Source organism: Paenibacillus sp. FSL H7-689, from assembly GCF_000517905.1.
Lineage (GTDB): Bacteria > Bacillota > Bacilli > Paenibacillales > Paenibacillaceae > Paenibacillus > Paenibacillus amylolyticus.
Map to the genome: position 1 here is coordinate 47,544 of NZ_ASPU01000020.1, position 25,587 is coordinate 73,130.

The 25,587-nt window shown below is 46.5% G+C and carries 21 protein-coding genes and 1 pseudogene; 5 read left to right on the forward strand and 17 right to left on the reverse strand.

Annotated features, from left to right (window positions below):
• Positions 1 to 451 precede the first annotated feature (451 nt).
• A complete protein-coding gene (locus C170_RS30140) occupies positions 452 to 982 on the forward strand; it encodes a hypothetical protein (RefSeq protein WP_051447254.1) in 531 nt (176 codons plus the stop codon).
• 26 nt (positions 983 to 1,008) lie between these two features.
• A complete protein-coding gene (locus tag C170_RS17280; RefSeq protein ID WP_036612205.1) occupies positions 1,009 to 1,626 on the forward strand; it encodes a hypothetical protein in 618 nt (205 codons plus the stop codon).
• Positions 1,627 to 2,380: 754 nt separating this feature from the next.
• Here the strand turns inward: C170_RS17280 and C170_RS17290 are convergent.
• From C170_RS17290 to C170_RS17345, 11 genes and pseudogenes are all read right to left on the reverse strand, one after another.
• Positions 2,381 to 2,695 (reverse strand): pectinesterase family protein, encoded by a 315-nt coding sequence (locus C170_RS17290; RefSeq protein ID WP_162158981.1) that lies wholly within the window; start codon positions 2,693 to 2,695, stop codon positions 2,381 to 2,383.
• Positions 2,696 to 2,923: 228 nt separating this feature from the next.
• A pseudogene (locus C170_RS30465) lies at positions 2,924 to 4,142 on the reverse strand (IS3 family transposase).
• Between the two features lie 152 nt (positions 4,143 to 4,294).
• Positions 4,295 to 6,394, reverse strand: coding sequence for a glycosyl hydrolase family 18 protein (locus C170_RS17305; RefSeq protein WP_036612212.1), 2,100 nt, complete (start codon positions 6,392 to 6,394; stop codon positions 4,295 to 4,297).
• 1 nt (position 6,395) lies between these two features.
• Positions 6,396 to 7,967 carry a chitinase gene (locus C170_RS17310; protein ID WP_036612215.1) on the reverse strand — a complete coding sequence of 524 codons (1,572 nt, stop codon included), beginning with the start codon at positions 7,965 to 7,967 and terminating at the stop codon, positions 6,396 to 6,398.
• A gap of 377 nt (positions 7,968 to 8,344) precedes the next feature.
• Entirely contained in the window at positions 8,345 to 9,409 is a 1,065-nt protein-coding gene (locus C170_RS17315) for a pectinesterase family protein (RefSeq protein WP_155985090.1), read from the reverse strand.
• On the reverse strand, positions 9,406 to 10,518 hold the full coding sequence (locus C170_RS17320) for a glycoside hydrolase family 88/105 protein (RefSeq protein WP_036612218.1): 1,113 nt from the start codon (positions 10,516 to 10,518) through the stop codon (positions 9,406 to 9,408). Before C170_RS17320 ends, C170_RS17315 begins: the two co-directional genes overlap by 4 nt.
• A gap of 84 nt (positions 10,519 to 10,602) precedes the next feature.
• A complete protein-coding gene (locus C170_RS17325; RefSeq protein ID WP_036612334.1) occupies positions 10,603 to 11,571 on the reverse strand; it encodes a LacI family DNA-binding transcriptional regulator in 969 nt (322 codons plus the stop codon).
• A 40-nt stretch (positions 11,572 to 11,611) separates the two neighbouring features.
• Complete coding sequence (locus tag C170_RS17330) at positions 11,612 to 13,207, reverse strand: extracellular solute-binding protein (RefSeq protein ID WP_036612220.1); 1,596 nt, start codon at positions 13,205 to 13,207, stop codon at positions 11,612 to 11,614.
• 68 nt (positions 13,208 to 13,275) lie between these two features.
• Positions 13,276 to 14,157 (reverse strand): carbohydrate ABC transporter permease, encoded by an 882-nt coding sequence (locus tag C170_RS17335; RefSeq protein ID WP_036612222.1) that lies wholly within the window; start codon positions 14,155 to 14,157, stop codon positions 13,276 to 13,278.
• A 29-nt stretch (positions 14,158 to 14,186) separates the two neighbouring features.
• A complete protein-coding gene (locus tag C170_RS17340; protein ID WP_036612224.1) occupies positions 14,187 to 15,104 on the reverse strand; it encodes an ABC transporter permease in 918 nt (305 codons plus the stop codon).
• A gap of 357 nt (positions 15,105 to 15,461) precedes the next feature.
• Positions 15,462 to 16,265, reverse strand: coding sequence for an AraC family transcriptional regulator (locus C170_RS17345; protein ID WP_036612226.1), 804 nt, complete (start codon positions 16,263 to 16,265; stop codon positions 15,462 to 15,464).
• A gap of 117 nt (positions 16,266 to 16,382) precedes the next feature.
• Here C170_RS17345 and C170_RS17350 point away from each other — a divergent pair, with 117 nt between their 5' ends.
• Together C170_RS17350 and C170_RS17355 are read left to right on the forward strand one after the other, a co-directional pair.
• Entirely contained in the window at positions 16,383 to 17,606 is a 1,224-nt protein-coding gene (locus C170_RS17350) for an MFS transporter (RefSeq protein WP_036612229.1), read from the forward strand.
• 78 nt (positions 17,607 to 17,684) lie between these two features.
• Positions 17,685 to 18,467 carry an ABC transporter ATP-binding protein gene (locus C170_RS17355; protein ID WP_036612232.1) on the forward strand — a complete coding sequence of 261 codons (783 nt, stop codon included), beginning with the start codon at positions 17,685 to 17,687 and terminating at the stop codon, positions 18,465 to 18,467.
• Between the two features lie 198 nt (positions 18,468 to 18,665).
• On the opposite strand, the gene C170_RS17360 is transcribed toward C170_RS17355, so the two are convergent.
• From C170_RS17360 to C170_RS17380, 5 genes are all read right to left on the reverse strand, one after another.
• Entirely contained in the window at positions 18,666 to 19,394 is a 729-nt protein-coding gene (locus tag C170_RS17360) for a class I SAM-dependent DNA methyltransferase (protein WP_036612235.1), read from the reverse strand.
• Between the two features lie 146 nt (positions 19,395 to 19,540).
• Entirely contained in the window at positions 19,541 to 20,836 is a 1,296-nt protein-coding gene (locus C170_RS17365; protein WP_036612238.1) for a glycosyltransferase family 2 protein, read from the reverse strand.
• A gap of 160 nt (positions 20,837 to 20,996) precedes the next feature.
• Complete coding sequence (locus C170_RS17370) at positions 20,997 to 21,872, reverse strand: diguanylate cyclase domain-containing protein (protein ID WP_036612242.1); 876 nt, start codon at positions 21,870 to 21,872, stop codon at positions 20,997 to 20,999.
• Positions 21,873 to 21,984: 112 nt separating this feature from the next.
• Entirely contained in the window at positions 21,985 to 23,094 is a 1,110-nt protein-coding gene (locus C170_RS17375) for a glycosyl hydrolase family 8 (protein ID WP_036612246.1), read from the reverse strand.
• A 104-nt stretch (positions 23,095 to 23,198) separates the two neighbouring features.
• Positions 23,199 to 23,639 carry a MarR family winged helix-turn-helix transcriptional regulator gene (locus tag C170_RS17380; protein WP_036612335.1) on the reverse strand — a complete coding sequence of 147 codons (441 nt, stop codon included), beginning with the start codon at positions 23,637 to 23,639 and terminating at the stop codon, positions 23,199 to 23,201.
• Between the two features lie 212 nt (positions 23,640 to 23,851).
• Here C170_RS17380 and C170_RS17385 point away from each other — a divergent pair, with 212 nt between their 5' ends.
• Positions 23,852 to 24,292, forward strand: a complete 441-nt coding sequence (locus C170_RS17385; RefSeq protein ID WP_036612249.1) for a GNAT family N-acetyltransferase — start codon at positions 23,852 to 23,854, stop codon at positions 24,290 to 24,292.
• Positions 24,293 to 24,456: 164 nt separating this feature from the next.
• On the opposite strand, the gene rlmN is transcribed toward C170_RS17385, so the two are convergent.
• The gene (rlmN, locus tag C170_RS17390) at positions 24,457 to 25,551 is read right to left on the reverse strand and encodes a 23S rRNA (adenine(2503)-C(2))-methyltransferase RlmN (RefSeq protein WP_036612252.1); all 1,095 of its coding nucleotides are present in this window, start codon (positions 25,549 to 25,551) and stop codon (positions 24,457 to 24,459) included.
• Positions 25,552 to 25,587: the final 36 nt, after the last annotated feature.

The following is a 25,587-nucleotide window of genomic DNA, read 5'->3' on the forward strand; positions in this document are numbered from 1 at the left end:
TCAATCAGCTTAACTTTCAATTTGATCCGCAACAAATTCATTCTCGCATTGTCAAATTTATAAGTGACATTGAATTCACACACATATGTGGTGGTAGACCGGCCAACAGATCCCCTGAGGTTCAATTTTTTCCAAAAAAAATAAATGTATACACCACCAAACCCAAGGCTATCTTGCTCGTGATAATCCGGAACTGGATCAAATTCATAATTGAAGTTGTATTCTTTTCCTTGCACTTTAACCGAAAGATGTTTTTGTTTGACTGCTAGTGTATTTAAAAGAGTAAAATAGCATCTACTTTTTCGTTTAGTTTAAAATTTTCAAAATTATTCCTTTTTTCCTAGTAGATCGCAACCTTTTGTTGAAGTATGACGTTAAGTATATGTGGAAGCATTTTCCAAACCACTCAGAAAACAAAAGCAAGAATAAAAAAACTATGAGGTGATAATGAATGAAGGTTAATTACGTAAAAAATGGTATTATCACATTAGCTCTCGCTGTACCACTTATGTTCAGTTTTAACCTTACAACAAGCGCAGAACTTACTAACTCCGGTAGTCCAGACGCAGGAATTAGCGTAAAGTCTCCAGATAACCTGAATGATACCTGGAAGACACCAATCAATGAAGGAATTATTGCTTGGAACGGTACTCCTACTCCAGTTACAATTGGATACTTGAGTTCATCAACCAACACAATTACAGCGGCTTCTTATCCAGATACCTGGTATGGCCTAAATTCACAGTGGTTTTCCCCAAAGTATAGATACACAATTCAATTAAACTCAAGAACAATTGTCAGAGACGCCACTAATTTCTCCAATTTTGTTAAAGGAGCGACCGTTCATGAATTTGGGCATTCCTTCTTCTTGAAAGATAACCCGAATACAACTAAGGCGTCTATTATGAAATATAGCAATGATTTTAACACAGTCACTACCCCTAGGCAGTATGATATTGACGATGTAAATACTGCTTACTAATTTAAAAGGATTGGGAGGAAGATAGCATGAAGAATTTTACATCTGTAGCTTCAGCATTTTGTATCACTGCAATGTTACTCGCCGGATGTGGAACAGCAGAGCCATCAAAAGAAGGATCCGCTGCAACAGAAACAGCAAAAAAAGAAGTGGTGCTGATGGATGCCTCTTTTCCAACTTACAACAACATTGATGAGTTGGCTAACCAGGCGGATTTAATTATTGAAGGAAAGATTTTAAAATCATCTTTTAAACTTATAAATATCGCAGAAGAACCTGCTGATCCTAATGATGAAAAATTAAACCCAGGTGGGGATATATCAGACAGCCCCGCTATTCCATATACGATCTATGATGTTGAAGTACAAAAAAACTATAAAGGGGAAGCAGCCGAAAAAGAAATCATTCAAGTCAAACAAGTAGGGGGAGAGGATCAAGAACATACATTTAAGGTAGAAGATTCTGAAGAACTCAAAACGAATGAAAACTACGTTATGTTCCTAGCGACGTTTGAAAATTCACCGGCATCACTGTTAAATCCAGTTCAAGGTTCATACACGGTAGAAGATGATGGTACGATTAAAGGGAATGAAAAAAACCAAATCAAAATTGAAATGAACAATTTGTTGAAGTTAGAACAACAGTAAATACTCGAAAGAAGGCACTGACTGGATTAATTTCAGCGCCTTCTTTTTATCCCTCTACTAGCCATTATTTTTCGAAAAACAATAATGGCGTATAGCGCTTGAACAACATTATAATCATCATGATCGGCAATAATGCGAACTTCCGGATTTTGCTCTTAATGAGTTTGGACGTACTGGTATACCTCCGCTACCGTTTCTAATGGATCTGGCGGAAGATACTTTCGCCACGCTTTAAAAATCTGTACGCCTTAAACATCAAATTTCCCCAATTTAACAAAACCATGATGTGAAAGATACACTTCTATAAATCTAACTTCCATTTTGGAATCATTATTATATGAATCGTTCTTGAATCCCCTCTCTAGAAATAGATCGGTAGTATAATCATTGCTCATTATGAAAAAGCCATCTTCGGCACTACTTTTAAGCAGTTCCACATTCAAATTCTCCCACAAAAATTTTTACGATTAATACAACTAGTGTTACCTGAGCGCCAATGTAAGACGTTATAACCTGTAACGCCTACATTAACGTTGAAGCAATCTAGGCCAGCGTCACCGAGTCTACTGTTACGCCTGTAGAACAATCGCGTTGGAGGCGTTACAGCGATAAGGCCCCTTGGCAAGTATCGTTCCAGTACCCCGTGTATCAGTTTTTGTTAATGTAAGCCCACAAAAAAGGCCATCCACCAAGTCCATAAGAGATTCGAAAGACAACCTTTCATTATAAATATCGCAAAGTAAATATACTTGGCTTAATGCCGATTAATCCCTCTCTCCCCAAAAGGCTGCCACCCGTCCTCACCAGACAAAATAAGCGGCAACGCATATTCGGCGGCTTCCTGTTCGCTCAGCACTTTTGCCCATGAAACTCTCGTTGTCGCTTTTCCCGCCCCAGGCCCGAAACTGTTATATTCCACATACTGAACGGTCTGCTCTGCATCTGTCTTGTTCCAGTTGTGCCATCCCTCCCGCTTCACATGAGCGCCGATCCAGCAGTTCACTTGTCCATCCGCATCCTCCGCTTCAGTCAGGCGATGCTTCGTAACGATCTCGTAGCCCTTAAACACCACCGTAGCCGAGCCAAGAATAAAATCGATATCACCTTCGATGTAACAGTCCTCGAAATACTACCGAAGTTTGCGCCGCACTGAACGAAGATGTATGCATTGGACCTGATCCGGACAACTTCGATTTTTAATGAATAGCCTTTTTGGAGCCTGCTTTGTTTGACATAGCATAACGAAAAACCACCGGACCAGGTGAAGTGACCCCGTAAAGTTAGACAGATTATAACGTTAAACAACTTGTTGGGCATTAGTCCGGTACCGTACCGGACTAATGCCTTTTAGTTTTGCCTTGATGCGTTTGTTGATGTAATAATCGATGTATTTGGATAGCTCTTGTTTAATATGTGAGATATTTTCAAATTTCTTTAAAAACAAGAACTCGGATTAATGATGCCAAAGAAGTTCTCCATGACGGCGTTATCGTAACAGTTACCTTGCCGGGACATACTTGCGTGATGCCAACTTCTTTAAGGGTATGACGATATGTTCTCATCTAGTAGTGCCAGCTTGGTCCGAATGAATAAGGAGTTTATCTTCATTTGTTAAACTGCAAAATGGTCGGTCTAACATCGTGGAAACAAGCGAGTAGACCGGTCTTGAACCATCGTATATGTAATGATTTCTACGTTATACAGATCAAGTATGGGAGATAAATATAGTTTTTCTCCGAACAATTTAAACTCTGTAATGTCCGTTAACCCACTTCTCGTTTGGCCTTTCAGCGCGGAAATTGCGTTCTAATAGGTTCGGTGCAATCTTGCCAATCGAATCTTTATACGAACGATATTTCTTCATATGTACCAAATACTTTAATCCCAATACTTTCATCAAACGCTGTACCTTTTTTATGATTCACATGGTGTCCACGATTGATTAACTCATCGCGATTACGACGATAACCATAGCGTCCCTTATGCTCCTCATAAATCGCTTGTATCATGTCTTTTAGCTCTAATTCTTGTCTACCGTACCAAATGCTTTTACCACGTAATAATACGTGCTACGAGGGATATCTGCTAGTTGTAGAAGTGCTTTCACCGAAAATTCGTTCCTTAGTTCATAGACTACTTGCGCTTTGTCTTATTTGGTGAGTTTTCCTTGTTTCGAACTAAGGCATTCAACTTTTTTTTAAATAAGCATTCTCCATTTTCAAACGCTCTACCTCTGCTTGTAAAGCCTCTACAGATCCTTCTGTGCTTTATATCCTTTTTTCATGGATGGGCGCCCCTTTTTCTTTGGTTGAAGGGCGTCTAGTTTAATCTGTGTAGGATATGATGTATAGCCCTTTATAAAAAGCTTTTTCCCTATGATGCTCATATTGTCTAATCCAGTTTAAAAAGACAGAATCGTGAAGCCCGCTCGATTTTGCAATGCTTTTCAAGCTTTCTGATCCCTTTTCATAACGCATAACGGCTTGTATTTTTTCATCTGAACTGAATTTAGTCATAAAAAAACTGCACCTCCAATTGGTAGTTGTGTCTAACAATTGGGGTGCAGTTCAACCAGAAACCGGTGTTTTTTCGTTATGTTCTCTTCCCTATAACCAAGCCTCGCTAACACTGCACGTTTCAATTCAAAATGTTGTAATCCATTTTTTAACTATTGAACCTGCCACAATGCAGGGACATTGGATGGTTCCCACCCAGACAAGGATGTGTGGGATTGCAAACATTTATACGTCTTACCGCTATAGGTGACCAGCTGTCCTACAGTATAGGCTGTATTCGCCTGCCAGGCGGAAACGCCCGGATTTGTCGTTCCTGCTGTTGTTTTCACAGTCACCGCATTGCTCGCAGCAGAACCATTCCCCGCCGCATCCTTTGCTTTTACCGTAAATGTATACGAGGTATCCGCTGCAAGCCCGCTGATCGTTGCTGTCGTTCCGGTCACGGATGTCGCCAGAGCCGCTCCATTGTACACATCATAACCCGTTACACCCACGTTATCCGTGGATGCCGCCCAGCTCAGCGTTATACTGGATGTTGTTTGCGCGGTTGATGCGAGGTTCGTTGGCGCAGTTGGCGCCTGCGTATCTCCACCCGGCTGAGCTGTCGTGCTTACAGTTACAGCATTACTGGCTGCAGACAGATTACCTGCCGCATCCTTTGCTTTTACCGTAAAGCTATAGGATGTACCCGCTGACAGTCCGCTGATTGTTGCGGTCGTCCCGTTGACGGAGGTCACAAGATTGGCACCATTGTAGACGTTATAACCGGTAACACCCACATTATCTGTTGAAGCATTCCAAGCTAGCGTAACCGAGTTGGCCGTCACGCCTGTCGAACGGGCATTACCGGGTACGCTTGGCGCCGTCGTATCTGCTGGAGGCACTGTACCTCCGGTAGGCAGATCGGCTTTCAGTTTATTTTGAAGTGTTTTGTTCCGGTCACCGCTAAGTTCCCAGAACATCGCTCCGCCGAGTCCTTTGCTTTTGATATAAGCCGTTTTATATCCAATAGACTCCGCATCGTCATAACTAATAAATCGCTTATTGGTCGCATTATAGAGATATGGCACCTTGGCCGTGTCATTCCAGTAACGCGTGTACCCGTTTTTGTTAATGTAGTTGGTCTCCAGATCATAAAAATCAAAGGAGCCTGCTTCCCATGTTCCAACGGAAGAACCTCCCGCACAGGTCTGATACTGGCCATTTCCCGTCTGTGCGCATCCATCCCAGCCGCGGCCATAGAACGGAACACCAAGCACAAGTTTAGCGGCTGGTACGCCTGCATTCAAATGCCCTTGTGCTCCAGCAGCCACATTAAATGTATTGGCATCCGGCACCCCAGCAGCCGAAGCCGCAGGGTCATAGTTCAACGGCGCGTTATGCGCGCTGACTTTTTGCCAGGCCCCGTTAAAATCGTATGTCATAATATTAATCCAGTCGACGATGGCAGCTATATTGGCAAGCTCAGTATTCGCAGCATAGGTCGTCGATGCACCGCTTGCAATCGTAAGCAGATACTTCTTGCCGTCCACAGCTCCGGCAGCATCCAGCTTCTCACGGATTTTGCTCAGAAGCAGCGTGTAATTTTGCTTATCCTCAGGACGTTTGCTGTTACCATCAAGTCCGCCTGATACCGGGTACTCCCAGTCCAGATCTACCCCGTCAAAATTGTATTTCCGCAGGAAGTCGACGGCAGAGTTTGCAAATACCTCTCGCGTTGCAGCAGTCGCAGCTACATCAGAGAAGCGGTTGGACCATGTCCATCCTCCCACGGAGATGATTGTCTTAAGATTAGGATTGATCTGTTTCAGCTTGTTAAGCTGATTGATATTGCCTGCAATGGGCTGATCCCACGTATCCCCTGCAAATGTCTTTCCGGTATCGATCCATGGATCGCCAAGCACAATCGTTCCATTCGGTACATTGATTGTCTGGCTCTTCTCATTCTGACACGTCCAGGTCACCGGGTTAGGGCCCGAAGGGTCCGGATTTCCATGAATACCGTTCCAGCAAATATCGGCAAACGCATAGTTGATATGCGTGACTTTGGTTGGGTCGATGTCCGTTACATTATAGTTTCTCCCATACGCAGCCCAGGACGGGTAGTAACCAACAATTTTATAAGAATCTGCAGCTGCTCCCGTAGCGGGTTGGAGCACAAAAGAAGGAATAATGACGGATAAGAGCAGGGATAGACCCAGGAGAAACTTTGCGGTTTTCTTGAAAGCAGTGTGTTTATTTAAATGTATCATCTTAATACACAACCTCCTTTGTCGTTTGCGTACTCAGCCCGTTCAGGAACGGACGATTTGCGCTCGAAAACTGGTTATTCGTATATGCATCCCAGTTGATTGACCAGGTCATAATCCCTTTTATCCCCGCATAGCCCGCAGGCTGGAGCAAGGTATAGGAACCGCCGTATGACACACCTTTGATTAGGTAATTCAGTGCCTTTTGCAGCTCGGCTGGCGTTGTATAACCACCTCCGGCAGCCTGTTGGGAAGCCGGCACACCGATGGCAATCTGGTCCGGTCGCAACGGACTAAAGAATGGGCCTGTGGTACCGCCTACATGAAAGCCTTGAAGCAGCATCTCCGCCATGGCCACATGGAAATCAGCTGTTCCTTGGGCGTAAGAGCGTCCATCCAGCCCTACCATGGAGCCCGTGTTATAGTGCTGTACATGAAGCAGGGTCAGGTCATTACGCAAGGCATGGATGACTGGCAAGTATGCTCCCCAAGGACCGCCGTAGCTCAGATATCCACCCTGTACATAGGCCGTCTCCGGCGCAGCCGTCAGGATGAAATTGGCGCCGAAGTGTGACTTAACCGCTTTCACGCCTTGGATGAGGTTAACAATTTTCGGTGTAGTTGGACTACGGAAATCGGTATCCCCTGCATTCAGAGACAGGGAACTTCCTTCCAGATCGATATCTAGACCATTGAAACCATACGTGGAAATGATTGATTTTAACGAATCTTCGAACTGCTGTCTCTTGGTCGCATCGGTGAGCTCAATGGTACCGTTGGCTCCACCCATGGAAAGCAGTACTTTTTTCCCTTGGCTTTGAAGGTAGGCAATATCGGATTTGAATTCGGCTACCGTTGCATTGTATGGAGTAAAAGCAAGCGTTCCGCTGCCATGTGAAATCGGTTCGGCAAAGGAGACATTAATGACGTCATAGGCTGTTGATACGTTACGAAGTCTGATATTGGTTGAACCATTGTCGAAGTTATGCCAGTAGCCGATCAGCCATTTGCCGCCGGTTGGCCCAGGATTGGAAGATCCATTGGAAGTTGTCACACTGAGGGAGGTGCTCGCAGCGGATATATTGCCTGCGGCATCTTTGGCTTTTACCGTAAAAGCATAAGTCGTGCTAGCTGTCAGTCCAGTGACTACAGCTGTTGTAGTTGAAGTACTTGTCACAAGAACGCCGTTCCGGTACACCTCATACCCCGCCACGCCCACATTATCCGTGGATGCATTCCAGGAAAGACTCACGGAGGTGTTCGTGATGGAGGATGAAGTCAGACCCGCAGGAACAGAAGGTGGTGCCGTATCTGGCGTCGGCGTTTCCCCTCCCGAACCTTCCCCGACGTATTTCCACAACGCGGGCACAACAGAGGGCTCCCATCCGGTCAACGCCGTGTGGGCCTGAATACACTCATAATCTTTATTTTGATATGTTACGAGGTCTCCTTTCTTGTATGCGGTGCCTGCCTGCCATTGGGCGGCGGCATCGGCTCTCGGTGCAAACCACGAAATAAGTAGAAGAAATGTCAAAGCAAATGTAATGACCGGGCGGAATCGAACAGCTTGATTCAAGCAAAATCCCTCCTGTACTAAGGATACGTTCACCTTGCAAACAAAAGCTTTAATAGTCCACCTGCATCTGATCTGTGATCGATTAGAGCCAGCCTCATTCAGCCATCTGATTTTGCGTGTCACTTCACTCCCTTCCCTTACCAAAATGGACCTTCCCTCTCGTGTTCTTTTTTTTGCAGGCACCATCCAAATTTTACAGGGAATTTACAGATCCTCACCCTGTATTTAATCAGTAAACTGCAAAAGAGATAAGGGATAAAATAGTTCTATTGGGGGCGAAAAATGTAATATAGCGCACAAAAAAGGTTTTCTTTCAACTCCTTAGGAGACTTGAAAGAAAACCTGTGTTAGATATTGCGCAGAGAAGAGGGCGTATCTTACTGCCGCTGCTCCCCTCTCCCTTCCAAAGGCTGCCACTCATCCACGCCGGACAGAATCAGAGGTATAGTGTACTCGGCCGCTTCCTGTTCGGTCAGTATTTTGGCCCAAGGCACACGATCAGCAGCACATCCGGCACCAGGCCCTGCGCTGTTGTATTCCGCATACTGAACGGTCTGCTCTGCATCTGTCTTGTTCCAGTTGTGCCATCCCTCCCGCTTCACATGAGCACCGATCCAGCAGTTCAGAAAACAGACTTTGGCATGATGACGCCACGGTCTGCCCAGATACACCGACTGCGGCGGAGCATTGCTGGTCAGATCACAGTCCAGAAACACATAGCCGTAACGCACATCCTCCGGCGTAGAGGCTGCGGTAATCCAACCGTTCACTTGTCCATCCGCAGCCTCCGCTTCAGTCAGGTGATTCTTCGTAAAGATCTCGCAGCCCTTAAACACCACCGTAGCCGAACCGAAAATAAAATCGATATCACCTTCGATGTAACAGTCCTCGAAATACTGCCGCAGTTTGCGCCGCTCGGCACCATCGCGTGGCCCGCCAAAATAACTGCGATCCATGGGCTGCTCCGGCAGCGGGCCGGTGAAGATCGTATCCTGGTGACCGATCAAACGACAGCGGCGAAAGGCAGCCCGGTCTCCATCCACATAAACGGCCAGCGCCTGACCAACCTGCTTGCCCGGCCCGGCAGCATTTACGAAGGTAATTCCCTCTGCCGTGAAATCATCAGCACCAATGAAAGCCGTATAGGAATGAAACGTATGATATGGCGACCCGTCCGGGAACTTCTTGAGTGCATGATCATCATACGTAATGATCGTCTGCTCCGCCCCCTCACCAATCAAGTGGATGCCCGGCTTCTCCATATGCAGCTTCTCATGATAGACACCAGCCTTCACTCGAATTGGAACGGTTCCGATGCCATTCTCCGGCAGCGCATCAACTGCGGCCTGAATCGTCACATAATCCCCTGTCCCATCTGAAGCAACAGTCAGACAGGGAGCTGATGGTTCCAATGCTGTATTTGGCAATCTCTGCTGCATCATGGCAGTCGCTCCATTTCCAGTGCTGCCAGCAGAAGCGGAGCCACACCCATAAAGGAATCGCTTACAACCGCTTCGGTTACATAGTAGTTGTACGAGCCATCCCGATCCAGGCTTAGTCCTGCGCCATGACAGATCCCGTTTAACCGAACGCCGTCAGCCGTCTCCTCCACCAATCGGGAGGAGAGCCCCTGCCATCCCTTCTCCGCCGCAGCTCTGAAATGCGGCTCCAGATACCTTAGTCGCACACCCTTCGCAAGTGCATATACAAACATGCTTGACCCGGATGCTTCCAGATAGTTGCCTTTGCGGAAGCCCTGATCCAGCACCTGGAACCATAACCCGCTCTCCTGCTCCTGCACGCGTACCAGAGCATGACACATCCGTTCGAAGATGCCGATGATGCTTCCGCGCTTTGGATGATTCACGGGGAAATGCTCCACGCTGTCTACAATCGCCATGGCATACCAGCCCATCGCCCGGCTCCAGAAGTGTGGTGAGCACCCTGTCGATGAATCTGCCCAGACCTGCTCCTTCGATTCATCCCAGCCATGATAGAGCAGCCCGGTCCGCGGATCACGGGTCTGGCGCTCGATCAGCAGAATCTGATGTGCAACTTCATCCCATAACTCGGGACGATGAAATGTCTTCGCATACTCGGACAAAAAGGGAGAGGACATATACAGGCCGTCCAGCCACATCTGGAATGGATAGATTTTTTTGTGCCAGAAACCGCCCTCCGACGTGCGGGGTTGCCCTACGAGCTGTGCTGCCAAAAGATGCGCCGCTTCTGCGTAACGCTGATCTTCAGCACCATCCAGTAAAGCAAACAGGTTTTTCCCCTGATTAATCTGATCCAGATTATATTCTTCCAAAGTATAGGTGCCAATAGAGCCGTCCGGCTGGATATACAGGTCCATATGTTTTTTCATAAAATCAACAAACTCTTGCTTGCCATAATACTGCCCGGTTCGTGCCATCGCCATCAAGGTCATGCCTTCCACGTATGCCCATCGTCCCGACGGGAACGCATGATAACCGTCCCCGTCACATTGCTGGATGATCGTTGCTGCAATTCGCTCAGACCAGGATAACTGTGTCTGTACCTGCATAAGCAATTCCTCCTTGAATGTTGTACTCACCTAATACATGTATGATTAAAGGATAACCGCTTCACTCTTCATAGGTTGCTGTCTTTATTGCCGGCACATTGCCGTTGAATTGCGAAGGTTCAGCTTGGGCTGAATAACTACCGGAACATCGACCTGTTCATCACGGATCAACGAGACAATCAATTCTGCTGCCTGCACGGCCAGTTCATCCAGAGGCGGGCCAATTGTAGTCAAGGCCACTTCGGCATATTGCATATCCGGCAGATCATCATACCCGATTAACGAGATATCGCTTGGAACGCTGTAACCTGCCTCAAGCAAAGCCCGGAGCGCACCTCGGGTGACCAGGTTGTTCAGTCCAATAAAAGCTGTTGGCGAATCCGCCCCAAACGCATGATTACGTATGGCAAAATACCCGTCTTCCCAGGAGGAATACGCTGGCAGCACATGGTCTTCGTTAAAATCCAGACCCGTACGCTGCAACGCTTCCCGGTACCCCTCCAGCTTGACGTGCTGGGAGTTGCCGATGAATCCGATTCGGCTGTGCCCCAGCGATTTCAGATGCTCCACTGCTTTGAACAACCCTTCTTTGCGATCAATCTTGATGTAAGGAGAGTTCGGCGCTTCATCAGTACCCAGCACAAAACATGGCATGTTGAGTGTTGCGAACTTTTTCCAGAACATCTCCCGATTGTCCAGTGCATAGTCCCACAGAATACATCCGTCCACGCGCAGCTGGCTGAAGACATCCACGCCATCATCCGCCACAACCAGGATCATCTGATATCCCCGCTTCTTCAGCTCGGTGTGCAGACGGCCGGAGATGTTGGAGAATAACGGATTGCTCAGCTCATCCAGCACAAAACCGATGATGTTGCTTCTGCCGGTGGAGAGCTGCCGGGCCAGCATGTTTTTCCGATATTGATGTTTCTCTGCGACCGCAAGCACCTTCTGCTTTGTTGCCGGTTTGATTCGGGGATCATCATTCAGCGCCTTCGATACCGTGCTATAGCTCACCCCCGCCAGTTTGGCAATGTCTTTAATGGTTATCAAAATCAATCAACACCTCTCATACGCCTAAAACCCTAATTTCCTATTTCTGTGCAGATTTATAACGATCATATTGTGCCTGTCTGCCCGCAATAACCTGCTCTATATTCATCTTCTTCAACGTCTCAATATAACTGTCAAACTGGTCCAGACTGGCATCCCCGCTAATAAACTTAAAGTTCATCTCTTCCACATATGTGGTGATGTCAGGCATCGCCATGCTTTCCACACTCGCTTCATCCGGCAGGGCATAGACAAACGGGAACGGTTCGCGCACATACGGCTCCAGTTCCTTATCCATCTTCGCATGCCAAGGGGCTACGACGGAATCAGCAGAATCGGTGGATTGGATGTTCGGCAGATTCACCGGACCAATGCCAAGCTTCTGGATGTATTCATTGTCCTTGCCTTTGTCCGTAAATGTCTTCACGCCATTCTCTTCCGTATACGTGTCATCCTTGATGCCCCACGTATAATACGTCTGTGCTTCCTCACTTACGGCATAGTCCAGGAAACGGAAAGCAAGTTCCGGATTTTTACTATCACGTGTAATGCCAAAGATGCCACTCACTGGTGTACGTCCTACATAGAACTGATCCCCATGCGGTCCTTTCAGTGGTAAAATGCCTTTGATGATTGGCTCTTCCGGATTGTAATCCTTGAATAACGGACTGTAGACCATCGACATATACCAGCTAAAATTAAACGTTGCTCCCGTCACATCCTGAGAGATGCGCGACGTGACCTGATCACTCGTAGTACTCGCATAATCCACCCCAAGCAGACCTTCCTTGTACAGTCCGTTCAGATAGGTCAAGTACTCCTTGTAGGCAGGCTCATAATAGCTGAAATGTACTTTGCCCTGATCGTCTGCATAGAACTGGTTGGACAGATCAAGTCCAAATGCCGGGCCAAAGGCCATTGACACAAATTTTGCTTCCATGGACAGCGGAATCTCATCGGCTTTTCCGTTGCCGTTCGGGTCATCTGTCTTGAATTTGCGCAGCATCGCCGTGAATTCATCCAGCGTGGTCGGCTCGCTTAATCCCAGTTTATCAAGCCAGCGCACATTGACCATAAATACCGGCATGTAGTTGCGGGTTAACGTCTGCTGTGGGATATAATACATTTTACCATCTGGCGTTGTTAAACTGGCTTTGACCGAAGGTGACTTTTCATATATTTTTTTGAGATTCACGCCGTATTTCTCTACCAGTTCATTAATCGGAATGAATAGACCGCTGTTAATGTACTTCATCAGCTGATCCTGATCCGGCAGGTACACGATATCGGGCAAGCCGGTACCAGCAGCCAGCCTCGGATTGACGGCATCCGCATAGTTCTGCGGCGGAATCAGATCCCAATCCACCGTCACACCAGCGTTGCTCTCAATTTTCTTCACGATGGCTGCGGTGGACAAGTCCACATTGGTCGTCCAAGCGTTGGTGCCGAGAATAGACAGTTTGGCATCCGGTTGATCCGTCACCGGCCCTGCTCCGGTATAATTGAAGGCTGGCTCCGAACTGGACGGGGTGCTCCCCGCATCGGTTCCCGCCCCTGTTCCGCCGCTACATCCCGCCAGGCTGATTGCCAGTATCGCTGCGATTACACTTTTTCTTCCTGCCCCTTTAAATCTCATCCATCATTCCTCCTTGGTATGAACCATTTTGAACTCCTTTGAATGACATGACACTTAAGTAAGTAAAGCTATCCTTTCACGGCTCCGAGGGTGATCCCCTTAACGAAGTACCGTTGGATAAACGGGTAGATCGTAACAATAGGCAGAATGCTGACCACAATGGATACATAACGAACCTGAAGGGAGGAGACCGCCAGCGCACCGGATGTCATCGTACCGCCCATCTTCTGCATCACTTCCGGCGAAGCCATGATCAGCACTCTTCGCAGGAACATCTGTAAGGGCTGCATATCCTGTTTGCCCAGATATAATAGGGCCGTGAAAAAGTTGTTCCAGTGGAATACCGCGTAGTACAGCGTGAGCACAGCCAGTGTTGGCTTGATGATCGGAACCGCCAGACGATACAGCATCGTCATCTCGTTAGCCCCGTCTATACTGGCACTTTCGAAAATTTCATTCGGAATGCCTTCGAAAGCTGAGCGGCAGATCATGACGTTAAACGTAATCACCAGCACAGGCAGCACCATAACCCAGCGGGTGTTGTACAGCCCAAGCGAGGTAATCAGCATGTAGACCGGAATGAGTCCACCCGAGAAATACATGGTGAAGGCGATGAAGAAATTCAGCTTGCGACGTAAGAAAAACTGCTGTCTGGATAATGGAAACGCCGCAAGACATGTTGCCACAATGTTCAGCAGTGTGCCTACCACGGTGTACCAGAGGGTGTTGTAGAACGAAACCCATAACTCCTTGTATTGCAGTACCATTTGGTAACCTGACAGGGTAAATCCAACGGGCCACAATACAACTTTTTGTTTGTCGATGGCATCCACCGAGCTGAATGAAATACTAATGACGTACAGAAAGGGATACAACGTGACAACAACCGCCAGTATGGTCAGCAGGTAGACACATCCGTAGAACAAACGGTCACTTCTCGATTTTTGCATACAGGTCTCCTTTGGTCCGGGGTATAGTCTTACCAGAGTGACATCTTGGTCAGGCGGCGGGTCATGGAATTGGCAGCAAAGACAAGCACAAATGTGATAATAGAGTTAAACAAGCCGACCGCTGTGGCGAAGCCGTAATTCTGGCCCTCAATCCCCATCCGGTATACATAGGTGGACAGGACATCTGCCGTTTCGTAGGTGGCTCCGTTGTAGAGCAGATATACTTTCTCGAAACCTACACTCATAATGCCGCCAAGCGACAGAAGCAGAAGAATGACGATGGTTGGTTTGATACTGGGTAGGGTCAGGTGCCATAGCTCCTGGAATTTGTTGACGCCATCAATTTTGCCGGAATCATACATCTCGGGGTCGATCCCCATAATGGCTGCAATGTAGATGATGGAGCTGAAGCCAAAGCTTTGCCAGATGTCGGAACTTGTGAAGATGGTACGGAACCAGCTCGCATCCATCATGAAGTTCACTTTTTCCATGCCAAGACTCGCGATGAGGGTGTTCACAATACCGTCTGTTGGTGACAGGAAGTTAATAATCATGCCAGCTACAACAACAGTGGAGATGAAGTGAGGAAGGTACGTAACGGTCTGGGCAAATCGCTTGAATGTCCGGTTCTTGATCTCCACGATGCAGACAGCGAATAAAATCGGAATGGAGAAACCAAACAGGAGCGGCAGGAAGGCGAGCAAAAATGTGTTACGCAGCAGTCGCCAGAAGTAGATGGAATTCACGAACTGTTCGAACCAGCGCAGTCCCACCCACTCCCCGCTGAGCATGCCCTGACCCGGCAAGAAATTACGAAATGCCAACAGCACGCCAGGCATCGGAAGGTACATGAAGATGAGGTAATACAGAAAGATAGGCGAAAACATCAGTAGCAAATATTTATCCCGTCTGATCAGGCTGAACAGCGTGGACATGCGTTTTTTCAACGTGAAACACTCCCCTTCGCTACATAATTACAACGTTTGAATTTTTGAATAAAAAGGAACCGTCATTTCACTGACGTATTTGTTATTTATCTCATTCACATTTTGTAACAACCTATATCATTCTGCGTAATAACGAGATAACTAATTTGAAATAGTCCTCCTTACACCGTATTTCTTTCTTTTAAATACTTGCCATAACCATAATTACAACGTTGTAATTTTAATCTAAATGTATACGCTTACATAAACTTTTTCCCATCTTAGCAAACTCTTCAATGTTTGGCAACAACAAAAATGAGTGGCATGCTGTAACGTACTAAAATACAGTCTCGCATATGCGAGACTGCCCGTTAAAATCTACACATGATTCCGATATTCCATCGGTGTCATAACATACACTCGCTGAAAGGCTCTGTAAAACTGACTGACACTGGAAAATCCCAGTTCATAACTGATTGTTGTTACTGAATCCGTTGTAAGGCGGAGCCTCCTGGACGCTTCTTCTACGCGCAAATTCAGCAGATATTGATACGGTGTTGTTCCCGTAAGAGCCTTGAAAGAACGCATAAAATGATATCGGCTCTGATGTGCAACCATCGCCATCGAATCAATATCCATTGGGCCTGTATAGGCACTGTGAATGTAATCCAGCACTCGTTGGAGATGAGGATCCATGAATGTACCGGGATTTACAGTTCTTTTTCCATTTTCCTGCCCCGTCAACACACGTCTTAGATACGTCTCGATGGCTAGTTCTGTTTCCTGCACTTGCAGCATTTCGGGCACATCATCTAACAAAATGGAATTCCAGACTCGAAACAGACTGCTGATCTCAACAGGATCAAAATTCTGGGTAGGTCGAAACTCAGCTCGCCCCCCACTTAACTCCGCACCTTCGAAACTGCCTAATGGCGGTTTACGGAACTTGATCACAATGACAGCCGAATCCGACCCTATCTCAAAATAATGCTCAGTCTGGGGATGAGCAATAATCCCTATGCCTGCTTTTAGCGGGTATGCATGCCGTTCCTGTACCAGATGACATTGACCTCTGACCGGCAGCGTTAGCTGATACCAGTCGTCATGTACATGCGGCTCATTCGCAAACCCTCCGGTAGCTTTCCATAATTCCAACCCATTTAGCGTCATGTTTAATTCCATCGTTTGCTCACCTGCTGACATTATAGCAAATCGTGCTCACTTTCCAAGCACTTTTCACAAAGACATGATCTGCTCCCATCTTTTATCATAGAAAAAAATAATTTGAGGTGATCTCCCATGGCTCAGGCCACTTTAAGCAAAATGCAAATCAACTCCTCCGCCAATTGGGCACTCGCCGGAGTCAGCTTCGCCCATCTGCTGAATGATGCGATGCAGACAGTGGTTCCGTCTGCATTCCCGCTATTCCAGCAGACCATGCAGCTCAGTTTCGCCCAGATGGGCTGGATTGCCTTCACCCTGAATATTACCGCATCCGTCCTTCAGCCACTGGTCGGTTATATGTCGGATCGCAAGCCCATGCCGATCCTGCTTCCCGGAGGTATGCTATTCTCCCTGATCGGTGTTCTCGGTTTAGCTTTGTCTTCCGAGTTATGGATGCTGCTTGTTTCGGCAGCATTAATTGGCATAGGCTCATCCATCCTCCACCCCGAATCCTCACGCGTGGCTCATATGGCAGCAGGCCGTGGACGAGGAATGGCACAGTCGATCTTCCAGGTGGGAGGCAACACAGGACAGGCTATTGCTCCATTACTGGTCGCCTTCATCCTGCTGCCACATGGGCAGCGTAGTTTTCTATGGCTGATGGGCTTTGCCCTGATCGGCATCTTCATTCAGTCTTTTGTCAGTCGTTGGTACAGAGACAAGCTTGCCGAGAATCGCATTCGTCAGCAACGCCCTCTAAAATCAAGCGGCGCAGAGCCAGCAGCTCGACCTGTGAGCAGGGGATTCATCGCTTTTACAATGGGAATTCTCATCCTGCTGCTGTTCTCCAAATTCGTATATATTGCAGGCATGACCGGGTACTACGCCTTCTATTACGCCGATGCATATGACTTGCCTCTCTCCCAGGCACAGATCTGTCTGTTTATTTTGCAATTTGCAGGTATGGTCGGGACCTTGCTCGGTGGCCCACTCGCTGACCGCTACGGACGCAAACCGATGATCTGGTTCTCCATTGCAGGCACTGCACCGTTTTCCCTGTTGCTACCTTATGCAGGACCCGTCTTGTCCATGGTATTATGCGGAATGATTGGACTCATCCTGATGTCCGGCTTCAGCGTCATCATTGTTTATGCACAGGAATTGCTTCCTCGTCATATTGGAACGGTATCCGGATTGTTTTTTGGCCTGTCGTTCGGAATGGCTGGACTTGGCTCGGTTGTGTTAGGTTCCTTAATTGACGTGACTAGCATTTCGTTTGTTATCAAGTTATGTTCGTTTTTGCCACTGCTTGGTGTGTGTGCTGTATTTCTGCGCAAGGACCAACCAAGAACAGCATGATAACCGTTGAAACCTCACTGATTTTGTGACTACAATACACCTAAGACACTCGAGGATATCAGAAGGAAGGAATAACGCATGATTATTGATGTACAGCATGTCACTTGGAAAAGGGGACCCCTTACCCTGCTGAACGATGTAAGCTGGCAAGTTAATGACGGTGAACACTGGGCGTTGCTTGGCCTGAATGGCTCCGGCAAAACAACACTTCTGAACATGATCACCGGATATCTCTGGCCGACCGAAGGTAAGATATCCGTGTTAGGCCATGAATATGGGGATGTGGATCTGAGACAGCTTCGCAAATCCATTGGCTGGGTCAGTTCATCTCTGCAAGAGAAATTGCATGGCACAGACCGCACACAGTATGTCGTGATCAGCGGCAAACATGCCACCATTGGCTTGTATGACAAGCTGTCGAATGATGATCTGGAACAGGCACAGGAATTGATGCAAACGCTGGGCTGTCGGCACCTGTGGGATCGCGAATATCGTACCTGTTCTCAAGGGGAGAAACAGAAACTTCTCATTGCACGAGCACTTATGGCCAACCCACGGGTACTTATTCTGGACGAGCCTTGCAATGGACTGGATCTGTTCTCAAGAGAGCGACTGCTGGAGAGTATTCGTGAATTGTCCCAGCGACCGGATACCCCATCGCTCATCTATGTCACCCATCACACGGAGGAAATATTGCCCGTATTCAGTCACAGCCTCCTGCTTCGACGGGGCGAAGTCGTCCGTAGCGGATTAACTGGCGATCTGATGAATACGGAAGTGCTTAGCGACTTCTTCGAGGCACCTGTGGAAGTTGATCAGCATGGAGAACGTGTCTATGTCAGAGCTGCGGCGGATTTATAATTGCGGGGTTATACACAGCAAACGTAACATAGGTGAAGAAACTTAACAGTAAAAGCCCGATATCTTATCCACATGTGGATAGATTTCGGGCTTTTTACTCCTATATCTAGTGTTATCCACCGTTTTCTGTGTAGAACTTTCTAATTTATGAGTATAACTTTACGGTTTCATCTATTTATCTATACGTTTACCAATATCCTATTTCCGGGCACTTAAAAACAGAAACAATGGAATGCGTTGCCTGCGCAGATAGGTTTCCTCGTTTACAAAATAAGCACGTTGTGGTGCTGACTCGCGCAAATGTTCTACACGGAACCCTGCCCGCTGCAATGCCATAAAATACGATTCAATGGAACGATGCATCTTTTTCACAGAACCGCCCAGCCACTGCTGCTCCCGATATCCTTCTACAAAATACTGATCAACCACCCAATCCGTTCGAGTCCCGGAGGGTTGCAGTGTGGACGTGATCACAGGATGTTCTACAGAGAATACAAATGTCCCGTTCTCTTTCAAAGTATTGTATATGTTGCGGAACAGGCTCTCCACATCTTCAATATAGTGAACAGCCAGTCTCGATATAACCAGATCATATGCTCCCGCCGGATAGGTCCAGTCTTCCATGAACGCTTGCTCAATCTGTGCATTCGTGCCTTTAACCGATTCGTTAGCTGCCCGCACCATATTCAGTGAACCTTCAACTCCCGTGTAAGTTGTACCCTCTTGACCAGAACGGAGCAATTCTACGCCAAACCTCGCATCCCCGCAGCCAAGATCCAGTATGCTCTTGCCCGCAACGTCTCCGATCAGCTCTAGCATAACAGGTTTCTCTAACGTATCATTGGCATTCTCCTGCCACTGGCGGCGTTCCATATACTTCTCAAAGTTTTCCTCATTATCGTAAAACTCAGGTCCTCTGTAGCCCATTCCACACGCCTCCGTTTCCTTTATGCAACGTTCAATATGTACAGCCTGAAAGAGTATACATAATGCCAACCAATCTTTCCATAGTAAAAAAGACTGCCTTCTGAACGAATCCAGAAAACAGCCCTTCATTTATAAGTTGATGTTTCTCAGCCAAAACGCTGCGTTTTGTACCATTTGGTTTCTCTCCGGAATAGCTTATCTCCAATAAGCGAGATAAATGCTTTGACGGATATGACCAGAAATAACTGGGCATATGTGAAATAGGAGAGGCAGGCCACAATAAAATTCTGCGTATTGCTTTGCCCAATATCTGCTGAGAGTGCGAGATTAATTTGTAGTACATAAATGTAGTACATTAATGCCCATGCTATTACGAGATACACGTAAACATCCCCTGAGAACTGGAAGGGAGAAATGACATTCGGATTAAATAATGCAATAACCTGATACACTAGATTCGAGACAAAAATAATATCCGATACAATAATAGCGATCATAAACCAAAAATAACTTGCAGCATAGTACAGAACATGCAGTTTAATTCTCCAGCTAGTACGGTCAAATAAATGCTTCACATTGTCGATAACAACCTGGTAATTTCCCTTGGACCAGCGCTGGCGCTGTTTCATATATACCGATAATTGCTCAGGTTCCTGCTGGTAAGCCTCTGCTTGTGGCGCTAATGCAATAAGCTGACCCCGAGTAAGAATATCAAACGACACGGCCGTATCTTCCGTGATCGCATCAGGGTCCCATCCACCAATCTCACGGATCAGTGCTGCCTTGATAATATAGTTCGTACCAGGAATCGTGCCCAGTTTGAATAACTCCCATAGCCCCGTATGGTGAACACGTTGGACCGTTACAAGTTCCAGATTAATGCAACGGGAGAGAAAATTCTGACCCCGATTACGAGCTTTGTTTCGACCAAATACAGCACCATACTTCTCCGGGTTTTCCAATGCTTTTTGTGTCAAAAACATCAATGCATTCCGCTCAGGCGCCGCATCTGCGTCATAGATACATATCCATTCTCCCCACGCCAGTTCAAGGCCATCATTCAAAGCTCCCGACTTCCCACCTGTACCGGTACGCTCCAGAATGGTAAAGTCACGATCTGCATAACTCGTCTTGGCCTTGAGTTCCTTCAGGCGCTCTGCTGTATTATCTGTACAATTATCTGCAATAACAATAACTTGAACTTTATGCTCAGGGTAGTTCAGACGCAATATATGCTCAACGGTAGACACGATAACTACCCCTTCATTATGCGCAGGCACCATGACAGTCACAGTGGGGTAATCATCCATACTTTCAGGAATTTGAATTCCCTTTTTTTCTTGTTTGTTAATGAAACGAATAGCTCCAGCCATAATGACAATCGACTCGGTGACGGATATCCAAATACTGAGGATGGACATCAACAGCAGGAAATCAGCCATTCAATTTCCTCCGATCATATTTCCTGTTAATTTTCCCTCGAAAACGAAGAGTCGCAAAGGTTAATATAAGAATCGTAATGGCAAAGAAACTGCTAACTACAATACATAATGGAACAAACCATGTTAAATAATTCACAGAAATACTCCTCCCCCATAGCATCTAGATGTATTCACCAATGAGATCTGTCTCTGTGTTCCGTTCCAGTGCCGCAATAACAGCATCGATATCCTCATACTTACTGAATTGTTCCTTCTGAAATACCAGTGCACCCGATCGAATAACCGTCTGCAACTCATTTCCCTTTTTATCGATGATTTGCAGATCCATCATGGCTTTTTTGATCCGTTGTGTCAGGATGGGCAAGTACTCCACATTGGTCATTGGACAGATAATCACAAAACGTCCTCGATCCACAAAAAATTTATAATCCTCAAACCGAATCTGCTTCTGTATGGTAGTGGATAGTTCAAGAAGGAACTGTGCATAACGTACGGAACCGAGTGATTCCAGTACCAACGGCAAAAACTCGATCTTGAACATCGCCATGCTGAATCCATATTGCTCCGAATAACGTCTGGCTAGATTACTTTGCTTAACAAGCGTATCCGCAAGTGCATCCTTATTACCCAGAGAGGTATCCAGGTCAATCTCCGGATTACGCTCCTGAAGCTCCTGCAGACGCTCCATGACACGCGCATTGCGCACAAGACTTGCCTTGATAAAAGCAGCCACAGCCACATTGGCTGGAATGAGCAGCCACCAAGAGAACGTAAGTACACTTACATCCGCGTAGGTAACAAGCCATACAAAATAAGAGACCAGATAGATAAATCCGGCGACGACAGATACCCCGACAGGTATCACAAAACCCAGGATCAGCGCTCCAAGCGACACAATACTAAACACCACATCCAGTGTAGTATAACTCTGATTCATATAAATCTTAAGATAGACAACGAGCTGCTGGATTACGGCTAATCCAATCAAACTCGCATATCCCCATGCAATACGAAGGATGGGTGCTTTATTCCTCATAGGTTTCTTCTCTCCAGTAGATTGGTTAGTGATATTTCGAGTAAACAATATATGACATGAATAGACAAACATCATGTTAACACATTGTTGAATATATTAAATGACATTTTTATTACTTTTTAAGTAACTTTTGTAATTCAGTCTCCCCAAGCAAAGGAAACAGGTTATCAAACATATGTGTGTTTCCACTAAATACATATCCGCCTGGATAACTGGCGTCCAGACTACGCATGCTGATCATATGCTTATACAGCTGTTTCGCCCATTTTGGATCACCTGACTGAACCGCAAGCAGCATCGCGAGTCCATATACGGATGGAGATTGGTAAGATACCGCAGGTGTGCGAGTACTACGCTTATATTGTCCCGGCAGCTGATGACGGGTATTGAATTCTTTTTTCAAAAAAGCAATGAGCTTGTCCGGTTTGCGGCTGGTCGCAGTTAGATGGTTCGCTACGATCAGCTGATCAATCAGATTCACTGTGTCATCATATGTATACTCTTTCGTCCCCACATTGAATGTTTTCGGATAAAATATCCCGTCATCCGGCATACTCTTCAACATAGATTCGTACTTGGCATATGTGCCCGGCTCCAGCAATTCATGCTTCTCCATTAATTGGAGAGACGGTAGATCCACATAAACCAGGCTTAACATATCCGCGGAGTAACCATTGCCAAAATCGTGAAAATCAACATAATATCCTTTATTCTGAACCGACTGCGTCAGTGTACGGGAAATATCCGAGGCCGTTGCCATTTTGGCTTCTCTTCCCTGTTGCCATTGATCTGCTGCCTTTAATAAGGCACCGACAATTCGGAAATCATCACCGAGCGCGTTGGTGGTCACGTGAGATTTTCCCTCAGCATCCAGCTTCCAGGCAATATATTTTTGCGGCATGAGGAAATAGGTCGTCAGCAGCTCATAGCTTTGCTCAAATAACGCCTGATCGTTCTTGGCTACAGCATATTGCATCCAAAGACCAAGTGATTCAGATAAAACCTCTCTGCCTGCTACGATATCCGCTTTTTCGGATGTGGCATCCTGCAAATAGGACGCAAGTAAACCATTGGGATTGGTCATATGATCTTGGACAAAGGATACTGTAGGGGATAATTCATTCATCACGAACCGCTCCTTCATGAAAATAATGAACGCTGCTGCAATACTGACCACCAATATGACCAACCACGTTACTGTTTTCCGGTTCATTCTCTTCATGATTCCCTCCTGTACTTTTGCTATTGTGAGATAATGACTACTCTGCTCCTTGAGATCGGTTCGGCTAGGGTCTGGGGTGTAGGGGTCAAGGATAGAGGTATTGTTCATTCTGAGATATCCATGTAGGACCGCCGTCCGCCCTTTTTGACAAATTTCCAGTCTACCTCGATGTTGTGGCGCATTCGGCGGAGAAGCTTAACCGCGGTCTCTATCTCTTCATCCGTAAAGCCGTCCAGCGTCACCTGGTCGGAATGCTCGCCCTCTTTACGAATGAATTCCCATGCTTTCAGGCCAGCTTCTGTCGGATATAACAACTTGTTCTTCTTATTGTCTATTGCCGACTGTTTGACAATAAATCCATCGGATTCGAGTTTGCTAATCGCTCTGGCCGCTGTCGTTCGATCTACTTTGATTAGTTCAGCCAGCTGGTTGGGAATAATGCCCGGATTCTCACATATGCGATAAAGATACAGATATTGGCCTCGGGACAAGTTCAGATGTTGAAATTCGACATTGCTGATCGAATCCAGACAGCGGGCAATCATGCCAATTTCACGCAACACTTCTTTTTTATCAGTCAATGCGCTCACGCCCTTTTATAAAATTGTTGCATTCACAACATAAATAGTGATATAACTACAGTTAAATTGAATTGAATTTTAACCATCATACTCACATGGAACGGCTGCAATGATTATGCTATACACCAGTTTATCATGCCCGGTTATGATTACTATCGTCCAAAGGAGAAACATTCATGAATACAACGATTGTTGAAGTTAATAATCAGGAATTGCTCGATGCCTGCTTCGCCATTCGTACGGCTATTTTCGTCGAAGAACAAGGCGTATCCGCAGCGGACGAATTCGATGCTTATGATACATTAGACGCGGAGGTGCGCCACATTCTGCTCTACGTAGACGGTGTACCTGCTGCTTCCTCCAGACTGCGCATTGTGGAAAAGGTCGCCAAATTGGAACGGATCTGTGTCATGCTTGATTACCGCAAACACGGCCTGGGCCGTGTGCTGATCGACAAACTGGAGCAGATGGCTGTTGCTGATGGTCTTGAGAAAGCCAAGCTGCACGCACAGGTACAAGCTTCCGGGTTCTACGAACGTCTCGGATATGCACCCGCGTCGGAAGTATTTATGGAAGATGGCATTCCCCATCTGCTGATGACCAAAAAACTGAAATAATGACATTCCAAAAAAACGCCTCCGTTATCACTTCTCAGTGATATACAGAGGCGTTTTGCATTCAGGCAACGCATTCGCGAACTCAACAACGGGCGTACAAAGTACAGGCACTAATAATTATACAACCAAGTATCCTAACTTACTTGCCAGCTCCGCGTTGTATCTTATCCCAGTGCCAGACGGCCTGGTTCGGATTCGACAGCGTTGTTCTTCATTTGTTTACTGCGCAACTGTCCGCAGGCAGCATCGATATCGGTACCATGTTCCATACGTACAGTGGAGTTGATGTTGTTCTTTTTGAGTGTATCATAGAAGCCCAGAATCGACTCTTCTGTACTCCGTTGATACTGACTGTGCTCATCCACCGGGTTGTATGGGATCAGATTCACACTGACCATACTTCTGCGACTGGACAACAGTTCAGCGAGCTCCGCGGCATGCTCACGTTGATCGTTAACATCACGTAACAGGATGTACTCAAACATGATGCGTTTGTTCGTTGTAGCCAGATAATAATCCACCGCATCCATCAATTGCTCAATCGGAAAAGCCCGGTTGATCTTCATGATGTGTGTACGCAGTTCATTATTAGGTGCATGCAGAGAGATCGCTAAGTTAACCTGCAGACTGCTGTCTGCAAATTCCTTGATCTTGTCCGGAAGGCCACTCGTGGACACAGTAATCCGTTTGGCGGCAAGTGCCAGTCCTTTGCGATCCTTGATGACTTCGATGAAATCACTCATGTGCTGGAAGTTGTCGAATGGTTCACCAATCCCCATCACAACCACGTTAGTTACCCTCTCGTCTTGACCCGCTGCATCCAGATGTCGCTGCACATGCATAATCTGTTCCACAATCTCTCCAGCGGTCAGGTCACGGCTCTTCTTGATCAGACCGCTCGCACAGAAGCTACAGCCAATATTACAACCCACTTGTGTGGTTACACAGACGGTAAGTCCGTATTTCTGTCGCATTAATACCGTCTCAATCAGGTTGCCGTCCTGCATCCGAAGCAGAAACTTCACGGTACCATCTGCCGATTCCTGCTTCACATGTTCGCTCAGCGAGTTCATGGTGAAATGCTCGGAAAGAACATCCAGACATTCTTGACGGACATCAGACATCGCGGGAAAATCGTGTACACGCTCTTGATATAACCATTCCCAGATCCGGGATGCACGGGATTTTTTCTGCCCATGCTCCGGCAGCCAGGAACGTAATTGCTCTAATGTTAATCCATATATGGATGATTTGTTCATTGTATAATCCTCTTTTCGCAAAAAAGCATATGGCTT

Excerpts from the sequence above, each read along its gene's own strand:
- C170_RS30140 (WP_051447254.1), top strand. The coding sequence starts at position 452 with ATGAAGGTTAATTACGTAAAAAATGGTATTATCACATTAGCTCTCGCT.
- C170_RS17280 (WP_036612205.1), top strand. The coding sequence starts at position 1,009 with ATGAAGAATTTTACATCTGTAGCTTCAGCATTTTGTATCACTGCAATG.
- C170_RS17305 (WP_036612212.1), bottom strand. The coding sequence starts at position 6,394 with ATGATACATTTAAATAAACACACTGCTTTCAAGAAAACCGCAAAGTTT.
- C170_RS17315 (WP_155985090.1), bottom strand. The coding sequence starts at position 9,409 with ATGATGCAGCAGAGATTGCCAAATACAGCATTGGAACCATCAGCTCCC.
- C170_RS17320 (WP_036612218.1), bottom strand. The coding sequence starts at position 10,518 with ATGCAGGTACAGACACAGTTATCCTGGTCTGAGCGAATTGCAGCAACG.
- C170_RS17330 (WP_036612220.1), bottom strand. The coding sequence starts at position 13,207 with ATGAGATTTAAAGGGGCAGGAAGAAAAAGTGTAATCGCAGCGATACTG.
- C170_RS17335 (WP_036612222.1), bottom strand. The coding sequence starts at position 14,157 with ATGCAAAAATCGAGAAGTGACCGTTTGTTCTACGGATGTGTCTACCTG.
- C170_RS17345 (WP_036612226.1), bottom strand. The coding sequence starts at position 16,265 with ATGGAATTAAACATGACGCTAAATGGGTTGGAATTATGGAAAGCTACC.
- C170_RS17350 (WP_036612229.1), top strand. The coding sequence starts at position 16,383 with ATGGCTCAGGCCACTTTAAGCAAAATGCAAATCAACTCCTCCGCCAAT.
- C170_RS17355 (WP_036612232.1), top strand. The coding sequence starts at position 17,685 with ATGATTATTGATGTACAGCATGTCACTTGGAAAAGGGGACCCCTTACC.
- C170_RS17360 (WP_036612235.1), bottom strand. The coding sequence starts at position 19,394 with ATGGGCTACAGAGGACCTGAGTTTTACGATAATGAGGAAAACTTTGAG.
- C170_RS17365 (WP_036612238.1), bottom strand. The coding sequence starts at position 20,836 with ATGGCTGATTTCCTGCTGTTGATGTCCATCCTCAGTATTTGGATATCC.
- C170_RS17370 (WP_036612242.1), bottom strand. The coding sequence starts at position 21,872 with ATGAGGAATAAAGCACCCATCCTTCGTATTGCATGGGGATATGCGAGT.
- C170_RS17375 (WP_036612246.1), bottom strand. The coding sequence starts at position 23,094 with ATGAAGAGAATGAACCGGAAAACAGTAACGTGGTTGGTCATATTGGTG.
- C170_RS17380 (WP_036612335.1), bottom strand. The coding sequence starts at position 23,639 with ATGATTGCCCGCTGTCTGGATTCGATCAGCAATGTCGAATTTCAACAT.
- C170_RS17385 (WP_036612249.1), top strand. The coding sequence starts at position 23,852 with ATGAATACAACGATTGTTGAAGTTAATAATCAGGAATTGCTCGATGCC.
- rlmN (WP_036612252.1), bottom strand. The coding sequence starts at position 25,551 with ATGAACAAATCATCCATATATGGATTAACATTAGAGCAATTACGTTCC.